The sequence below is a fragment of the Dyadobacter sp. HNCC25DJ185 genome (assembly GCF_056895195.1).
The window spans coordinates 105,261-122,010 of the sequence record NZ_JBXHAR010000015.1 but is presented as its reverse complement, the minus strand read 5'-3'; the positions used below and the strand labels follow the sequence as shown (position 1 = coordinate 122,010).

Genomic DNA, 16,750 nt, shown 5'->3' with positions numbered 1-16,750 from the left:
ACGTGAATCATATATAAACCAGGCATTGTTTGTAAAAGCATGGATCAGAACTACAAAAGGCAAGTTTTGCGTTGCATGGAAGATTATAAAAAATGCTATCCCCGCGATAAAAACCTGGGATAAGCCAAATACATTTCCCTGCAAATAAAATTTTGGAAGATGCATGAGCATAAATAGAAAGGCTGTACCAGTATAAAAGAGTATCGAGTACAATGTGCTTTTCTGTGAAACTACGACTTTTGGGAAAAATCTGAATAGCCACTCCTCTGTCATTGCACTTGGCACCAGGTTTAAAATGAAAATCAATAAATATGGCAACAAATCATCAAAGCCGGAGAAAACCGTGTCTTGGTCGAATTGTTTCACGCACAGTGATGTCAGGCCAAAAACAGCAAGAAAAACCAATACTCCCCGTAAAATCTTATCCGTCGCAAATGGAATCCATAACAATTTCTTACTGTCTCCCAAATAGACCTTCGCAATCAGGACTTCAATAGTATACACTAAAAGTCCTACGCTAACTGCCGTTGTTGGATTGACCAAAGCGGCTTTTGCAAAATCCATAGCAGCTATGATTTGTACACAATAGGCTATTGCCGTTATACTGAGAAATATTCTTGTAGATGCTTGATATTTTATTCCTTTGATTTTTATTATAAGTTTACTGAAGCTCATAAGTCTTTAACCTGGAGGTCGCTGGTTTTACGATGGAACGGCATTCCTATACAAATGGCGCCCTAAGAGATAAAAATGCTGACCACTTTAAGGCCAACGATGACATTATCTACTCTGGGTCAACGAGCGGGTAATCTTAGGAAATTCCTCCGGCATGGGTATGGGTGCAAAAAGTTACTTCCCACCCCTCAGCAACCCATGGTAATAAGCCATATAATAAGGCAGCAGAAAGAAAGTCCCTTCATGTTCGTCATGTCCGTCACCTTCCGAGGCAAGTAGTGCAAATCCATCCCGGTCCTGCCGCACGTGGCCGCGCTCGTCTACCGGTAACGCATAGCCGTCAACGCGCCAGCCGATGTTTTTTTCCTGCATCGGGGAGGAGTCGAAAATAACGTCGAGGCGGTGGGTATTATCCATGGTGTAGCCGATCAGGTCCAGCGGAATTTTTTGCAGGGTTTCGAGGATGTAGTCGGGCCGGTAATTTCCTTTGTAATGCTCTTTGACAACTTTGGAAGCATAAAGCCTGTTTTCGGGAAAAAGTCCTTTGTTTTCAAACATTTTCTGGTCAGCCTGCTGGGTGAATCGATTGGCGAGTGAGGCATATATTGCGTCCCAGAATGCGTTTTTCTGCTTGCTGATATGCTGCCAGGCTATTTCAAGCCCCTGCCGGTACATCAGTAACAACGACGGGTCGGTCTCGTAGTTGATCAGCCCGTACAGACTCATGAGGCAAAGGTTATTGTCCCACGGAACTACGTTTTCAGGCGGGAAGAATTCCTTTGGATGCATCGCATTGATGTGGTAATTGTACTTGTCTCGCAGGATTTTGGCCTCCGCGTCGTACTTTTTATCGCCGGTCACATGCTTTGCCACATTCAGGAACGAGAGCATCATCATGGAATTGAGCCCTCTCTGGTCGTAGCCATACACCGAATTGAAGTATTCCGGCGAAAAATCGCCCCAGCGGGTCACTTTGCCGTCGTGGTCCACCAGCTTATAGCCATGGCGAATCAAATGGTCGGTAATGTCGCCGACCACGTCGCGCACGGCCTGCTTTTCCTCCTCTGTTTTGGCCACCAGGTCGTAATAAATGCCGTAGAAGAAAAAATGGCCAGCCAGTTCGTCCGAGCTGGTGTCGCATTTCCAGTAATACTTGCCGTCTTTGCTTTTTGGAAAACGCGGGTAGATGTCCTTCCACATCGGGTCGCTTTGCTGGTGCCACAGATTGGCCTCCCGGCTGTATATGTCGTTCACCGGCTCGTGCCAGTCCACCGGGATAATCACCCGCGCCGGAAAACCTTTTTCATGTGAAATATCCACCAGCCATTTGCAGGACCTGAAACTCCGGTCGGCCAGTGCTTTGGCCTCCGCATCGCCCGTGGCGGCATATCGGAACGCCTGCGCCGCTCCGTACATGGCGGTATACATGCCGTCGTTGTCCGAGATCGCGACTTCTGAGGTAGCGACATCGAACTGTTCCTTCAAATGGCTCTGGGCGATAAAGCCCATGCGGTTATGCCGTTCTTCCACCTGTTTGGTGAAAAGGTGTGCTTTATCTTCCAGCGATAATGAAACCCGGGCGATCTGGCTGACGCCTTTGTCGGTCCCGATCCAGGTAGTGCCGTTGTCGGGCTGCACCGTAATTGCATTGACATGATCGTCAGGCAGCCAGCGACGGCTGAAACGATATTTGAATTGGTTGTTTTCAATCTCGATTGCGCCTTTTTTGGTGCCAAACCACACAATATCGTCCGGGCCGGCAGCAACGCAGGTGAATTGGTTGCAGGGTAGCCCTTCCTTGCCTGTAAACAGTTTCCACTGATTTTCGTCCAGGTAACCCACACCTTCTTCCGCACCGAACCAGAGGCGCCCTTTCGAATCGGTTACCAGCGCGGCTACATTTCTCAGCGACCAGTTGTATTGTTCATTTTTCGGAAAAATCCGCTCTGGTTTTTTACCATTTTTATAAAAATATAAACCCTCCTCGCAGCCTATTGCAAATCCGCCCCGGTACCGCACAGCGGCAAGTATTTTAGTACCCGAAATGAGAGGTAACCCGGGCTGGGGCACTGGTTTTTCATTGGGAACCGCAATCCACTTTCCATCCTTAAACTGCACGGATTTACCCTTTACCAGCGCGACAGGCTGATTGTCTTTTAACGTGATGCGGTCCACTTTCCCATCCGGCAACCCGTCTTTGGACGAATGGACCGTCGCCACTTCCTGGATGAATTTTTGGTCAGGTACAGATTGGGCCCATAAGTGAAAGGGAAGCAGCAGGATCCAGTAAGAGAGTAATTTCATGCAATGCAGGGGAGTAGTTTGAGCCATGACAACGCACCTAATACTGACGGCTATCTTAAAGAGGCTACTGCCATGATTGCGTTATCATATCATTCATACTAAGTACCGAAACTGTCCAATTTGCCTTCTTTAAGAGCCCGTCAATCAAAACCGCTCCTGTGGATTGGGAAACTGAATTTTTGAAAAGGCCGTTTTGCAACCCGCTGGGAAGCTGTGCGCAATACCCCATAAAGCCTTCTCTGGTCGCGCGGGGGCAAGTTTGCCCGCAGGTTTTTTGACCATACGTCCATCATCCAATTCCTGGAAGACCCCACCAGCGATAAGTCGGGTAAAAGATCAGGAACCAATAGCAGCAAATGGAAAAGGATAATCTGTTGGAACATCAGTTCCGTTTTCAGCCTTACGACCCTTCAGCTTACAAGAAACCGCAGCCAGTCCATCCTGATGAAATCGTGACAACCACTCACAAGGCAGAATTCAGCCATACGGCGCACGAATATCTGCCAAGCGAATTCAACCGGCATACAGCCACTAAATCAGATCAGTAGGAGGTATGCGGAGCCTATGGAAACCGGCAGAGAGAACAAGGCGAACCCTTTTGGGGGGGACTAACCTATTTCGATGAACAGCCAAACATAGGGTCACAAAAAGCACCTTCCGGACGTTTTTCGCTGATAAAACTTTTTATAAGACGTATAGCACAGAGGGTGTTTTTTGTGTGCCGGGGTCGTCTAGTTATATAATCTAGCGTGTAATTCATTAATTATCAATTATTTGAATGAAATACTTATAGCAAAAGTTCAATTGCAGTGTTCTGGATTTTCGCATCCTGTAGTGTACTGTAATTTACTTCTTTTTTGAAAGATCCTTTGGGTAATTATTAATTAACAGTTGTAATATTTGCTATTTGAGGTCAGTATCGTTAGATAATAGCGTTTAATTATTAAAAAAATTTCGAGGTGCCGGTGAATTAATAAAATAGTTTATTAATATTGGGCTCAACATTTATTTTTCTGCCATAATTTATTGATCCTCTGTGGCATGAAGGTCGATGTATCACCTTAACCCAATTTATCCTATGCAAAAGTTTTTACTTGTGCTGGTCATCATTTTGATGGTTAGCTCCCCGGCAGTCGCGCAGATTGTGACCGGGAAAATTACGGGCAATTCGGACGGTAAGCCGTTGCCCGGTGTCTCTGTTCTGGTAAAGGGAACCACCACCGGGACTACCACCGACGCCAGCGGGAAATTCAGTATCAATGCTTCGCCCGGTACTTCACTGATCGCCTCTTTTATCGGGTTTAAAACGAAGGAAATCCCTGTTGAAAACAAAACGGTTTTTGAAATCGTCCTGGAAGAAGACGCCAGTTCACTCGGCGAGGTTGTTGTCACCGCATTGGGGATTAAGCAAGAAAAACGATCTGTCGGCTATGCCGTGCAGCAGGTAAAGGGAAGTGATATTACTGTTGCCGCACCTGTAGACCTTGCCCAGGGTTTGATGGGAAAAGTGGCCGGTTTGAATATCTCAACAGGCAACGGGATCGGTAATGCTTCTTCAAAGATTGTCATCAGGGGGAACAATAGTTTGACCGGTAACAACCAGCCATTGATCGTTATCGATGGGGCGATTCTCGATAATACGCCTACTGCGCAATCCAACATTTCGGGGCAGGACAATATTCAGGACTGGGGGAATTACATGAGCTACGTGAATATGGATAACGTGGAAAGTGTTTCCGTACTGAAAGGGCCGAGTGCCGCTGCCTTATACGGCGCGAGAGGTGCAAACGGCGTGCTTCTGATTACAAGTAAAAAGGGGATGGTGCAAAAAGGGATAGGTATCAACTACAATTTCTCCACCAACTTTTCGAATGTATACCGGTTTATGGATGTACAAAATGAGTATGGTGGAGGATTTGCTGCCGGGTTATGGTCTGCCAATCCCCAATTGCCCAAAACCAGCACAGGGGAATCTTACCTGCCGACCCTATACGGCGGATCAAGCTACGGTACCGGCGGCAGTGGAATCGGCGGTGTGCATGGTACAATTCCGGGAGGCTTCAATACCTGGGATATTTTTAGCTGGTTTGGCGCGAGTGCTTCCTGGGGACCGAAACTGGAAGGCCAGATGGTCCGCTGGTGGGACGGTGAGCTAAGGCCTTACTCCCCTCAGCCCGACAACAGAAAGTCTTATTATCAGCAAGGTAATGAAACAACACACAGTGTTTCGTTTTCTTCCGGCAACGATTTTGGAACACTTCGCCTGGCTATTTCGCGTACCGACGCCAAAGCTGTAGTCCCCAATACGACCAACAACAATACCAGCTTGTCGTTGGGATCAAGTATCCAGATATCCAAGGCAATCAGTGCCGACGTGAACATCGGGTACAATCAGAGTTACCGCTTTAACACGCCGGACATTGGGAATAACAACTCCTGGGCCAAATTTTCAATTTATGGTATGTCGAGGGAATATAAGCCGCTTGAAAAAATGTACTACAAAAATGCGGACGGCTCGAAACGCGACTTTGGAAGTACGTATCCGCATCAGGAATATGGAAAGGACCTCTACTGGAGATTCTATGAGCAGAACAGCCGTCTGAACCGCGACGAATTAATTTCGACCATCAAATTAAACGCCGAAATTACCCCCTGGCTGAATGCTTTTGTGAGGAATTCGAGCAATTTGATTTCATCTAAATTCGAAACCATTAACAATACGACCAATGCCGATAAAGTATCGGGCGGGATGTACCAGAAAGATCTCGACAAAACCAAAATCATCAATACGGATGCGATGATTACGGCGCATAAGGAGGATTTGTTTTTTGAAGGTTTCAATGCGAGCGCGTCGGCAATGTTTAATGCCTACTCCAATAAAGCAAGCGGCATCAGCGGAACCAATTCGGGCAAATTCATTGTACCCGGTGTTTATTCACTCAATAATATCATATCCACCGACAAGGCAAATCCCGACAGGTATAAGATGGTCGAAAGACGATATGAGGTAGAGTCGCAGTCGGTATTGGGTATATTGAATTTAAGCTATAAGAATTACCTGTTTTTAGAACTTACAGGAAGAAACGATGTAAACTCAACACTGACCCCGGACAAGAACTCGACTTTCTACCCTTCGGCCAGCCTCGGTTTTGTGTTTACCGATGCCTTCAATATCGGAACGGCGAGCAATGTGCTCTCTTTTGGTAAACTACGCCTGGCTTATGGCCGGAGCGCCAATGCGAGCGACCCGTATAAGCTCGGCAGTACCTACGACGTGGGCTCATTTGGTGGTCAGCCGACCAATTCGGTCCCTACTACATTAAGCCCGGATGAATTAGGTTTTCAAACATCCAGCTCGATCGAAGTCGGGACCAATTTGTCGTTCCTGAAAGACAGGCTGAATGTCGATTTTACATTTTACAATATCAATTCAGTCGATCAGATCCTGTCGGCGGATATTGCCCCCTCATCAGGCGCAAGCGTAGTTACTTTTAATTCAGGAGAATTAAGAAACCGGGGTATTGAATTTATTATTAATGCGGGCATTGTTAAAAGGACCAACTTTTCCTGGAATGTGACGCTCAATGGTGCCAAGAATAATAATATGGTAATCTCACTCGCTCCGGGTGTGAGGGAGCTCCGTATAGCGGATGTATTTGGTAACCTGGGCGCATTTATGAAAGTGACTCCAGGCGAAAAATATGGGACCATTTACGGCACCGACTTTGTAAGAGATGAAAACGGGAATAAACAAGTCTATAATATCAAGGATGCTGCCGGCAATGTATACGGTACCAAATACAAGGTATCCAACGAACCTGTGGCCATTGGTAATGCAGCGCCCAAGCTGACAGGAGGTATGGGGAACACTTTCAGATATAAGAATTTTTCCCTGTACGGACTGATTGATTTCAAATTGGGCGGTGACATTTATTCTATCGACCACTCTACGGCGATGGGTAGCGGACTTGCCCCTGAAACGACAGTTGAACGAAACGGTGGGGGCTTACCCTACACTTATCCGGACGGGTCCACGGCAAACGTAGGGGTGATCATGGACGGGTACAACGTGGATGATGAAAGAAAGAACGACAGGGTGGTAAGTCCAATTTACAAATATGCAGGTTCTTATGCGGGATGGACGCACCTTAACGTGCCAAGGAGCTTGTCTGTTTTCGAAAATACCTGGGCTAAAATGCGCGAGATTTCTTTATCGTACCGTGTGCCGGAGGGAGTACTTACCAAAACCAAAATATTCCAAAACCTGACCATATCGGTAACCGGGAGAAACCTCTTCTACCTGTATTCCAGTCTGCCGATACACCTGAACCCCGAAGCCATCAACGGCGTAGGGAACGGGCAGGGATTGCAATGGTCCGGTATGCCCAGTATCAGATCCTATGGTGTTAGCCTCAAGACCCAGTTTTAACATTTAATTGATTACAAAATGAAGACATATATTAACAGAACAGTTTTGTCACTGGCGATCGTCTGCTCGCTGGCGATGATCACATCCTGCGAAAAGGATTTTGGAAGTATCAACGACCCATGGGATAACAAGCAGTATTCGGTTACTGTGCCGGCCTTGTACAACAGCATCGTTTCCAGCATGACAGAAACCGGAAGAGGCCTTGCTTCCACGTTTTTGTACCAGGCAACTCAGTTGGCAGCCAATTATGCCGCATCGGGATACCGGCTTGACAACCAGGTGGGCGGGACCTGGGAAAACTACTATTACGCGTTTGTAGACTATCGCAAGGCGATCGAGCTGCTCGATGCCGACCCGAATGCTGCCAAAATGACGAATATAAGAGCGATGCTGCAGACTGTAATGGCTTTTAAGACGTTGAAAACGACGTCGCTATACGGCGATATGCCCTATGAGGAAGCGGCCAAGTCGATATATGGATCGGACTATTACAGGCCGGCTTACGATAAACAGCTGGAGATATTTACTGCTGCCCTGGCAGATTTGAAAACGGCCGTTGATGGTTTCAGTACAAGTGCCGACCAGGTTTCGATGGGATCAAGCGAAACGTTGCTCAAGAATGATATTCCGACCTGGGTCAAATTTGCCAACTCCCTCAGGCTTAAATATGCCCTGGTGATGAGGGAAAAAAACACCGCAGCCGCGGATGCGATTATTGCAGAAGCTCTCACCAAGCCGCTTTTGGGAGCTGACGAATATGTAGGGATTGACGCTTCGCTGGTGACCGGGCTGCTGGACAGGGCGGGGAATTACAGGGGTAACTCTTACGTAAGAATGGGCTCAACCATGTGGAGCGCGATGTCCAGTACCAATGCGGAAGACGGCTCAGGCATTTTTGATTTGCGGGCTAAAATTTTCTTCGAGCCCAACAGCGCCGGTAAATGGAAGCCATATCCTCAAAACCCTCCTGCCGACGTCTTGACTGAAACCAGGAATGATACCGATGGGGGGTTAAATGATCCCTATGCGGACAGCCGGCTAACAACCTGGGTTTCGAAGGGTACTTACTATTACTCCCCTTTAAACATCTATTACATAGGGGATAAGACCTTTCCAGATCTGCTTTTGACAGGCACAGAGATCGCCTTTCTGAAAGCCGAAGTGTACAACAGGGGTATCGGCGGGGCGGCAGCCAACCAGGCGAGCGCAAAGCAATTCTATGAAGAGGGAATTACTTCTTCGGTTAAGTTTTGGTATAAATTGGCGAACGGCTCGGCAGTCTGGGTGGTCAACAAACCGGCTGCCGCCCCGGACAATGCCAGTTTAGCAGCAATGCTGGCCAATCCTGCGGTTGCTTACAGTGCGACTCCTTCCACTGCACTGAGCCAGATCTACAAGCAACACTGGATCTCCTTGTTTCACCAGCCTTTTGACGCATGGACTTTACAGCGCCGCACCGGAAACGCAACCCCTCATGTGCCGCTTGCGCCAACAAGCGAGTCCCTGAATTTCAACAGACTGACTTACCCGCCAGCTGAGGTAACTTCCAACTTCGACAATTGGAAAGCCGTTACGGGCGGCACAGACGACAAATCCGTAAAACCCTGGTATATGCCATAATAACCCCCTCTGTCTTAGCAAAAATGCCGTCTCCAAGTATTGGAAACGGCATTTTTGCTAGTTATCTTTCTGTTTTCTATTACTCAATATGGCTAAATTGCAACCTTGGGCATTGAAGCTGGCTACCTATGCGATCTGGTCCTGAGGTTAGCAGCCTCTCGGCAGGACACACTGAACAAGATCTTATGTGCCTTTTTTTGAACGCGGGGGGACCTGTCCCCTGCAGCCAAACGGTCGTAAATCATCATGTACTTTGTTGGAACAATGGACCTGATAGATTGAAAGCAGATGATAGATCAACAAGTCATTCAAAATAAACAGATAGGCAAAATGATTAAGATGGTCGTTTTCGACATGGCGGGGACCACGGTCAACGAAAATAATGTGGTATATAAAACCCTTAAGCGTGCTGTCAATGAAAAGGGCGTGGACGTAACGCTTGACGAAGTGCTGGCAGAGGGCGCCGGAAAGGAGAAATTGCAGGCGATCAGGAGCATTCTGGCCTTGAAGCAGATCGATGACGATGCTGTCGCTGCGGATATTTTTGAGCGGTTCATGGTCATGCTTGATGATGCTTACGGTACGCAGGATGTTTTTGAACAACATCATGCTACTGCTGTTTTTCATGCATTGAGGAGGCATGATATCGCTGTTGTGCTCAACACGGGTTATCAGCGGCAGACGGCCGAAGCACTGATCCAAAAGATAGGCTGGACGCCGGGCGTTGATTTCGATTGTCTGATCACCGCTTCGGATGTTGAACTGAACAGACCGAACCCCGATATGATCCTGTTGGCCATGAAACAGTTGGGGATCACTGATGCAAGCGAGGTGGTAAAAGTAGGTGATTCGGCGATCGATATTGAAGAAGGACAAAACGCAGGCTGCGGTTTGAGCATTGGCATCACCACCGGCGCGCACACGCCCGAGCAGCTTCGCGGGGCCAACCCAGACTACATCATAGGCGATCTCGTCGAATTGCTGGGGATTCTTGAAGGTGTCAATAAGGTCCTTGTCGATTGATTAACGTGCGAAACGTTGTTGAGCTGCCATTTAACTGCTTGCCACAAGAACTTTCGCGATGACGGACGATAAAAAAGAGCGTGGAGCCCGCTTCTAATCTTAAACCACCCAAGCGGATCGCCCAGGCGACAAGCGCCACGATCTCTCGCCGAGGCGCGATTGGCTGATCCGCGCATTTAATAGTAGCATCCTGCATGTTCGTCACCAGGCAATTGGCGATCGATCTTTTGCTCCCTTAAGACGAAGCAGCGCGCCATGGCAACCACGAAACGAACTGATCAGCGGCGTTCCCGAATTGATGGATGTTACAGCTTAACGGACGTTCATGGCAAGGTCGACAAAGTGCTGATCGCCTGATCCGGTTCCTTAGAAAACTTGAAGAATTCAACAGTTAAAACTATCAGAATGGAAGAACAGAAAAAGCCCGCAAGTATTGTTGGCGCGACAGAAGGAAAAATGCTGCCTATGGCGGGCGGGAGCTACCGGATCATCGTGTCGGGCGATCAGACCCATGGCGATTATGCCACGATCGAAATGACTGTTCCGCCGGGAGGCGGGCCGGGGCCTCATGCGCACGCAGGTTTCCATGAAACCTTTTATGTTTTGGAAGGAGAAGTGGAAATTAGAACGGAGCAAGGTGCTTACACAGCTGGTCCAGGAAGCTATGCCGCTATTCCCAAAGGGGGGGCGGTACATTGTTTTAAAAATAAAACCGATCAGACAGCCCGTCTGCTTTGTACGGTGGTACCCGCCGGGCTGGACGCCTTTTTTCTCGAAATCGCAGCGGTTGCCGGAGCGGCGGCCGAAAAAGGAGAGAAGCCCGATCCGGAAAAGATGCAGACTATCGCAGAAAAGTATGGTCAGAAGCTTTATCCGGCTGATTATCTGGGCTAGTGAAGAAACCGGTTTTTACGTCATGAAAGGATTCAATCTATTTAAAATATCGGCAGGATTTTGGTTGGTGTTTCTCTGTATACTGGCAACAGGCGAAGGCAAGACTGCAAGGAAGGCCAAAACGCAGCCCCATATCATCATCATCCTCACCGATGATATGGGTTTTGGGGACGTTGGAACGTTCGGAGGCCATACGGTGCCTACGCCGCATATCGACAGGCTTGCGGCCGACGGGTTGAAGCTTATACAGTACTATAGCGGGGCGCCTATTTGTTCTCCGTCCCGGGTCAGCATCCTCACAGGAATGCAGCCAGGGAAATGGAATTTCGCCACTTATCTTGATAAAAAGAGCCACAACAAAGATGCCGAGCAGATTGATTTTCTGAACCCCGCGGCACCATCCATCGCCAAGTTTTTTAAGAATGCGGGCTATGCCACCGGGCATTTTGGCAAATGGCACATGGGCGGCGGGCGGGACGTAACCGACACTCCGAAGTTTGAAAAATATGGATTTGACGAGCACGCCAGTACTTACGAAAGCCCGGAACCCGACCCGGCGCTGACTGCTACGAACTGGATCTGGTCTGATAAGGATAGTATTAAGAGGTGGGGCCGGACCGCTTATTTTGTCGATAAAACACTGGATTTCATGAGTCGCCACAAGGGGAAGCCGTGTTTTGTGAACCTCTGGCCCGATGATGTACATACGCCCTGGGTGCCAAGACCTGACGCTGGCGAATCGGCCCAGCCGCAGGAACAAGCCGCATTCAAACGCGTCCTGAAAGAATATGATATTCAGATCGGTCGGCTGATCGACGGCCTGAAAGAGCGGGGGCTTTTTGACAATACGATCATCATCTTCACCAGCGACAATGGCGCGCTCCCTACTTTCGGCGGTAGCACGAGCGGCGGGTTCAGGGGATCCAAGCTTTCGTTGTATGAGGGTGGAATCCGCATGCCGTTTATCGTGAGCTGGCCGGGACATATTCCCGCAGGAAAGACCGATGAACGGTCGGAGTTGCACGCAACCGACCTGCTGCCCACCTTGTCGAAACTTGCGGACGTTGCATTACCTTTTGATTATCAATCGGATGGTATCGATAGGTCGCGCGTCTTGCTCGGCAAGCCGTCTTTCCGAAAAAAAGAAATGTATTGGGAATACGGACGGAACAACATCGCCTACGCCTACCCGAAAGACCGCGACAGGAGTCCACAACTCGCGATTCGGTCGGGCGAGTGGAAACTTTTAATGAATCACGACGGCAGTGGGAAGGAGCTTTATCATATTGTTAAAGATTTCGCAGAGACCAATAACCTGGCATCCGGGGAGCCGAAGGTAAGGGACGAGCTCAGTAAGAAATTACTGACCTGGTGGAAGTCCCTACCCCGGTTATAATCCCGACAAACCTACTCCGATCGCATTACCTTGGCAGGATCCATCAAAGCGGCCCGGATTGCCTGATAGCTGACTGTCAAAATCGCAATCACTGCCGCCAGCAGGCCGGCCAGGGCGAAAATATCCCAGGTGATGCTTATTCTGTACTCATAATCCTGCAGCCATTTCTGCATCATATACCAGCCGATCGGCGAGGCGACGATGGTGGAGATCAATACAAGCTTGAGAAAATTGCCGGTCAGCAGGGACAAAATGCTTTCCACAGAAGCACCCAGCACTTTCCTGATACCGATCTCCTTGCTGCGCTGCTCTACCATGAAGGCCGATAGCGCGAACAATCCAAGACAGGCCACAATGATCGCCAAAACTGCAAAACTGGTAAAAATAAGGCCCATCCTGTTCACGTCGTCGTACATACGTGCAAATTGCTGGTTCATAAACGAATACCTGATCGGCTGATTCGGTGCCAGGGTATTCCATATGCCTGAAATGGACTTGATAACATGTTGCATGTTCCCGGTATTCACCTTCACTGAAATAATACCAGGACTGTCCCCAAGGGCCAGACAAAGGCCTTTGATGTTTTCTTTAAGTGACTCGAAATGAAAATCCTCCACCACTCCTATCACTTCCAGATCGTTGCCGCTGTTTGAATAATTGGTAATATGCTTGCCGATCGGGTTCTTCAGGTTGAGCTCCTTGGCGAGTTTTTGATTGATGATAACAGCCTGGGCATCCGTTTTTCGGTCCCTGGAAAAGTTACGGCCTTCTACAAGTTTGATCCCCAATGTTTCGATATAGTCGGGATCAGCGACCCAGAATTGCCCTTGCGCGGGTTCTGTCTCTTTGGTTTTACCGAAGGGCCAGAAGAGGTTTCCATCGCGCTTAGTACCGCTCACAGGCAAATAATCGCTTACAGTTGCATTTTTCACTTCTGATAACTTTTTGACCTCCTCTTTAAAGGCAGTCACATTTTTCCCCAGGGAGGCGGCACCCTGAATGAGGATTACCTGATCCTTGTCATAGCCAAGCTTGGCGTTCAGGATATAGTTGACCTGCCGGTAAATCACGAAGGTGCCGATAATCAGGATAATAGACGTGGTGAACTGAAAAACCACAAGGCTGCTACGGAGTCCGGCTCCTTTGCTGCCTTTACTCAGCTGTCCTTTCAGGACGCTGATCGGATTAAACCCAGACAAATAAATTGCCGGATATATGCCCGCCAATACGCCGATGAATAACGAGCTTATGATCAGAAGCGGGGCTAACCACCATGCTGCGATCGGGAAAACCAACACTTTGGCGGAGAGGGTATTGAAGAACGGCAGCAACACCCACGCCAGCGTCACACCCAGGGTAATGGAAATGAAGCTGATCAGCAACGACTCGGTCAGAAATTGATTGACAAGGCTGCTGCGTTCGGAACCCACGGTTTTTCTAAGTCCGACCTCGATTGCCCTGTTGGCCGACTTGGCCGTAGAGAGATTGATAAAATTGATACAGGCCAGCAGGAGAATAAAACCGGCTATGCAACCAAAGAGCCACACAAACCGCATATCGCCATGGTTCAACCCGTCGAAAACATCAGAAGTCAAATGGATTTCCGAAACCGGCTGCACAACGTAGCTTTGTTCGGAGGCAATCTTTTTTTCGTCGACCTGCTGTCCGCTTTGCCGCATTTGCGGTATGTAATATTTCTTGGTAAGCTGGGCGAGTTTAGATTCAAATTTGGAAACGTCGGTGCCTTTTCTTAGCTGAAGATAAGTATGGTAGTTGGTTGCAAGCCAATTGGTTTGCTCCCCGTCATAAAAATTGATCCCTGCCAGGGTCATTAGAAAATCGACATTGACATGAAAGTTATGAGGAAAGTCTTCAATCACCCCGGTAACTTTACGCGGATTTTTTTCGTCATCATTGATGATCATCACCTGGCCTATCGGGTTCCCGCCGGGGAAAAACTTATCCGCTTTGGACTTGGTGATCACCAGGCTATTCGGTTTGTCCAGCGCATGTTTGGGATCACCCATGATCATTTTCAGGCCCCAGATCCCGATCAGATCCTGGTCTACATAGGCAAATTTTTCTTCATATACGTTTTCAAGCTTATCCGCCCTTCTGATCTGATTGGGACCGGCACCAAAGAGCTCGCTGTCTAGCAGCCTGCCCGTTTTTTCCACTTCCGGATAATCGTCGCGGAGCGCCTTTGCGAACGGCGCGGACATATAGCTCCACTTCAATTCTTTACCGTCAACAAGCCCCTTATTGACTGCCCTGTAAATCTGTTCTTTATTGGGGATCTGCTGGTCATAACTCAGCTCGTCACGGATAAACAACGCAATAAGAAAACACGCCGCAACCCCGATGGCAAAACCGCCAATCTTGATAAAAGCGTACATTTTTTGTTTTATAAGATGCCGCCAGGCAAGTTTGAAGTAGTTACGTAGCATAGTTCTCAGGGCGAAATAGGTGTAGATATTAGGCTCAAAAACTATTGTACCATTTACGTAATTTATTGGTTGTGAATTTCTTATATAATAATCAATTGATTTTTCGTCCATTACCGGACGAACCTGTTCAAAAATGAACAAGGCTGCAATGGACAGAGGGGGCTTTACAACTTCACGTACTAATTCAGGCTTCTGAACTGTCTGGGAGACATGCCGGTCTTGTTTTTGAAAACCTTCGTAAAATGGGAGGGGTGCTCAAAACCGAGATCGTAGGCAATTTCGCTGATGGAATTTTCGGTACCCCATAATAGGGACTTTGCCTTGTCGACCAACCTGGCGTGGATGTGCTCGTAGGTTGATTTTCCGGTATATTTGCCCAGCAGGTCGGAGAGGTAATTGGCAGATAAGTTCAGGCGCGAAGCAAAATATCCCACCTCGGGCAAGCCTGAGTCGATGAGTGAGGGCCGGGCGAAATAATCGGTTAACAACCTCTCAAACTTCTCGACAATATCGCGGCTCGCTTTGACCCTGGTTAAAAACTGGCGGTCATAAAACCGTGCGGAATAAGATAAAATCAGTTCGAGGTTGGTCAGGATCAGGTGATAGGAATGGTTGTCCAGGTTGCCCGCAATCTCTCTCTGGATATTTTGGACGCAATCGCCGAGAACCTTCTTTTCGTCTTCGGAGACATGCAGGGCCTCGTTCATATCGTACCCGAAAAACGAATATGCTGTCAATTTCCGTCCCAGGGGACTCGCATGGAAAAAGTCAGGATGAATGTAAACCGCCCAACCAGTCACTTTGTTTTCTGCGCCGGGAGATAAAACCTGGTCCGGCGCGGTAAACATCAGCGTTCCTTCAAAAAAATCGTAGGTAGTCCGTCCATACTTGAATGTTCCTTCTATTTCTTTGCAGGCGATAGAGTATAAGTCGATACGGTAGGCCACGTCCGGTTTCCGGTGTGACCGGTCCACCTTCGCCAGGTCTACAACAGATATGAGCGGATGTTTCGGCTTGGCGTAGCGAAAAAATTCGTGCAGTTCAGAAAGCGATTTGATATCTACAAATTCCATAATGCATGGGTTAGATGCCTTTTAACACCCTGGGATCAGATATAAATCCCGCCAGCTACCTCAATGCGTTGCGCATTGACAAATCTGCTGTCGTCCGATAGGAGGGAGGCGACAAAAATACCTACGTCCTCCGCTTCGCCAAGGCGCCCCAGGGCCGTTGTGCCTGCAATTTGCCGACGGTGGTCCTCATCGCCTTTTCCGCCCCCGAATTCCGTGTCAATCGCTCCCGGCGCAACGCTGTTGACACGGATCTTTCTGTCGGCATATTCTTTTGCCAAGTATCGGGTTAATCCCTCCAATGCCGATTTAAGCGCGCCATAAACCGCTACACCGGGAAATGCGAAACGGGCCAGGCCAGACGAGATATTGATGATCTGACCGCCGTCGACGATCAGCGGAATGAGCTTTTGGGTTAGAAAGAACACCCCTTTGAAATTTACATTCACAAGTTCGTCAAAAATGGCTTCGGTGGTGTCCCTGATAGCGCTCCGCTGGGCAATGCCCGCATTGTTGACGAGGTAATCCAGGGTCTCCCGGTCCCAATTGGTCTTCAGAACCTGCGAAAGCGCTTCTTTGAAACTGTCGAAAGATTGGATATCGGCCGAATCCAATCTTAAAGCAACGGCTTTGCCACCGTTTTGATGGATCTCGCCGACTACCGCTTCTCCCTGTTCAGAATGCGTGTTGTAAGTCAGGATAACGCCCAGTCCCCGTTTTGCTGCGTTCAGTGCGATACTCTTCCCGATACCCCGGCTGCCGCCAGTTACCAGCACGATTTTTGGTTTTTGATTTTCTGTTTCCATGATTTAAATTTTAATGGAACAAATATCTCTCAGCCAATCGGTACACACTTTCACATTTAAAGGCATTACTTATACATTTCACGGCA

The 16,750-nt window shown here is 48.4% G+C and carries 11 protein-coding genes; 6 read left to right on the top strand and 5 right to left on the bottom strand.

Features of this window, described 5'->3' with window-relative positions:
- Window positions 1-564, bottom strand: a 564-nt coding sequence (locus AC1XUF_RS30655) for a CPBP family glutamic-type intramembrane protease (protein WP_483345693.1), incomplete at its 3' end; no start/stop codon positions are given.
- A 285-nt stretch (window positions 565-849) separates the two neighbouring features.
- On the bottom strand, window positions 850-2,979 hold the full coding sequence (locus AC1XUF_RS30650) for a hypothetical protein (RefSeq protein WP_483345692.1): 2,130 nt from the start codon (window positions 2,977-2,979) through the stop codon (window positions 850-852).
- Window positions 2,980-3,335: 356 nt separating this feature from the next.
- Between AC1XUF_RS30650 and AC1XUF_RS30645 the strand changes: the two genes are divergently transcribed.
- From AC1XUF_RS30645 to AC1XUF_RS30620, 6 genes are all read left to right on the top strand, one after another.
- A complete protein-coding gene (locus tag AC1XUF_RS30645; RefSeq protein ID WP_483345691.1) occupies window positions 3,336-3,527 on the top strand; it encodes a hypothetical protein in 192 nt (63 codons plus the stop codon).
- 530 nt (window positions 3,528-4,057) lie between these two features.
- The gene (locus AC1XUF_RS30640; RefSeq protein WP_483345690.1) at window positions 4,058-7,408 is read left to right on the top strand and encodes a SusC/RagA family TonB-linked outer membrane protein; all 3,351 of its coding nucleotides are present in this window, start codon (window positions 4,058-4,060) and stop codon (window positions 7,406-7,408) included.
- Between the two features lie 18 nt (window positions 7,409-7,426).
- Entirely contained in the window at window positions 7,427-9,028 is a 1,602-nt protein-coding gene (locus tag AC1XUF_RS30635) for a SusD/RagB family nutrient-binding outer membrane lipoprotein (RefSeq protein ID WP_483345689.1), read from the top strand.
- Between the two features lie 330 nt (window positions 9,029-9,358).
- A complete protein-coding gene (locus AC1XUF_RS30630; protein WP_483345688.1) occupies window positions 9,359-10,051 on the top strand; it encodes a phosphonatase-like hydrolase in 693 nt (230 codons plus the stop codon).
- Between the two features lie 405 nt (window positions 10,052-10,456).
- On the top strand, window positions 10,457-10,945 hold the full coding sequence (locus AC1XUF_RS30625; protein ID WP_483345687.1) for a cupin domain-containing protein: 489 nt from the start codon (window positions 10,457-10,459) through the stop codon (window positions 10,943-10,945).
- Window positions 10,908-12,341 (top strand): sulfatase family protein, encoded by a 1,434-nt coding sequence (locus AC1XUF_RS30620; protein ID WP_483345686.1) that lies wholly within the window; start codon window positions 10,908-10,910, stop codon window positions 12,339-12,341. The genes AC1XUF_RS30625 and AC1XUF_RS30620 overlap by 38 nt, the downstream gene beginning before the upstream one ends.
- 11 nt (window positions 12,342-12,352) lie before the next feature.
- Here the strand turns inward: AC1XUF_RS30620 and AC1XUF_RS30615 are convergent, their stop codons facing one another.
- The 3 genes from AC1XUF_RS30615 to AC1XUF_RS30605 all read right to left on the bottom strand — a co-directional run bounded on the left by AC1XUF_RS30615 (window position 12,353) and on the right by AC1XUF_RS30605 (window position 16,664).
- Window positions 12,353-14,737: an ABC transporter permease gene (locus tag AC1XUF_RS30615; RefSeq protein ID WP_483345685.1), complete on the bottom strand. Its 2,385-nt coding sequence runs from the start codon at window positions 14,735-14,737 to the stop codon at window positions 12,353-12,355.
- A 230-nt stretch (window positions 14,738-14,967) separates the two neighbouring features.
- Window positions 14,968-15,861: a helix-turn-helix domain-containing protein gene (locus tag AC1XUF_RS30610; protein ID WP_483345684.1), complete on the bottom strand. Its 894-nt coding sequence runs from the start codon at window positions 15,859-15,861 to the stop codon at window positions 14,968-14,970.
- A 35-nt stretch (window positions 15,862-15,896) separates the two neighbouring features.
- Window positions 15,897-16,664, bottom strand: a complete 768-nt coding sequence (locus AC1XUF_RS30605; protein ID WP_483345683.1) for an SDR family NAD(P)-dependent oxidoreductase — start codon at window positions 16,662-16,664, stop codon at window positions 15,897-15,899.
- Window positions 16,665-16,750 lie beyond the last annotated feature (86 nt).

Coding starts and splice junctions, on each gene's coding strand:
- AC1XUF_RS30650 (WP_483345692.1), bottom strand. CDS start 2,979: ATGAAATTACTCTCTTACTGGATCCTGCTGCTTCCCTTTCACTTATGG.
- AC1XUF_RS30645 (WP_483345691.1), top strand. CDS start 3,336: ATGGAAAAGGATAATCTGTTGGAACATCAGTTCCGTTTTCAGCCTTAC.
- AC1XUF_RS30640 (WP_483345690.1), top strand. CDS start 4,058: ATGCAAAAGTTTTTACTTGTGCTGGTCATCATTTTGATGGTTAGCTCC.
- AC1XUF_RS30635 (WP_483345689.1), top strand. CDS start 7,427: ATGAAGACATATATTAACAGAACAGTTTTGTCACTGGCGATCGTCTGC.
- AC1XUF_RS30630 (WP_483345688.1), top strand. CDS start 9,359: ATGATTAAGATGGTCGTTTTCGACATGGCGGGGACCACGGTCAACGAA.
- AC1XUF_RS30625 (WP_483345687.1), top strand. CDS start 10,457: ATGGAAGAACAGAAAAAGCCCGCAAGTATTGTTGGCGCGACAGAAGGA.
- AC1XUF_RS30620 (WP_483345686.1), top strand. CDS start 10,908: ATGGTCAGAAGCTTTATCCGGCTGATTATCTGGGCTAGTGAAGAAACC.
- AC1XUF_RS30615 (WP_483345685.1), bottom strand. CDS start 14,737: ATGTACGCTTTTATCAAGATTGGCGGTTTTGCCATCGGGGTTGCGGCG.
- AC1XUF_RS30610 (WP_483345684.1), bottom strand. CDS start 15,861: ATGGAATTTGTAGATATCAAATCGCTTTCTGAACTGCACGAATTTTTT.
- AC1XUF_RS30605 (WP_483345683.1), bottom strand. CDS start 16,664: ATGGAAACAGAAAATCAAAAACCAAAAATCGTGCTGGTAACTGGCGGC.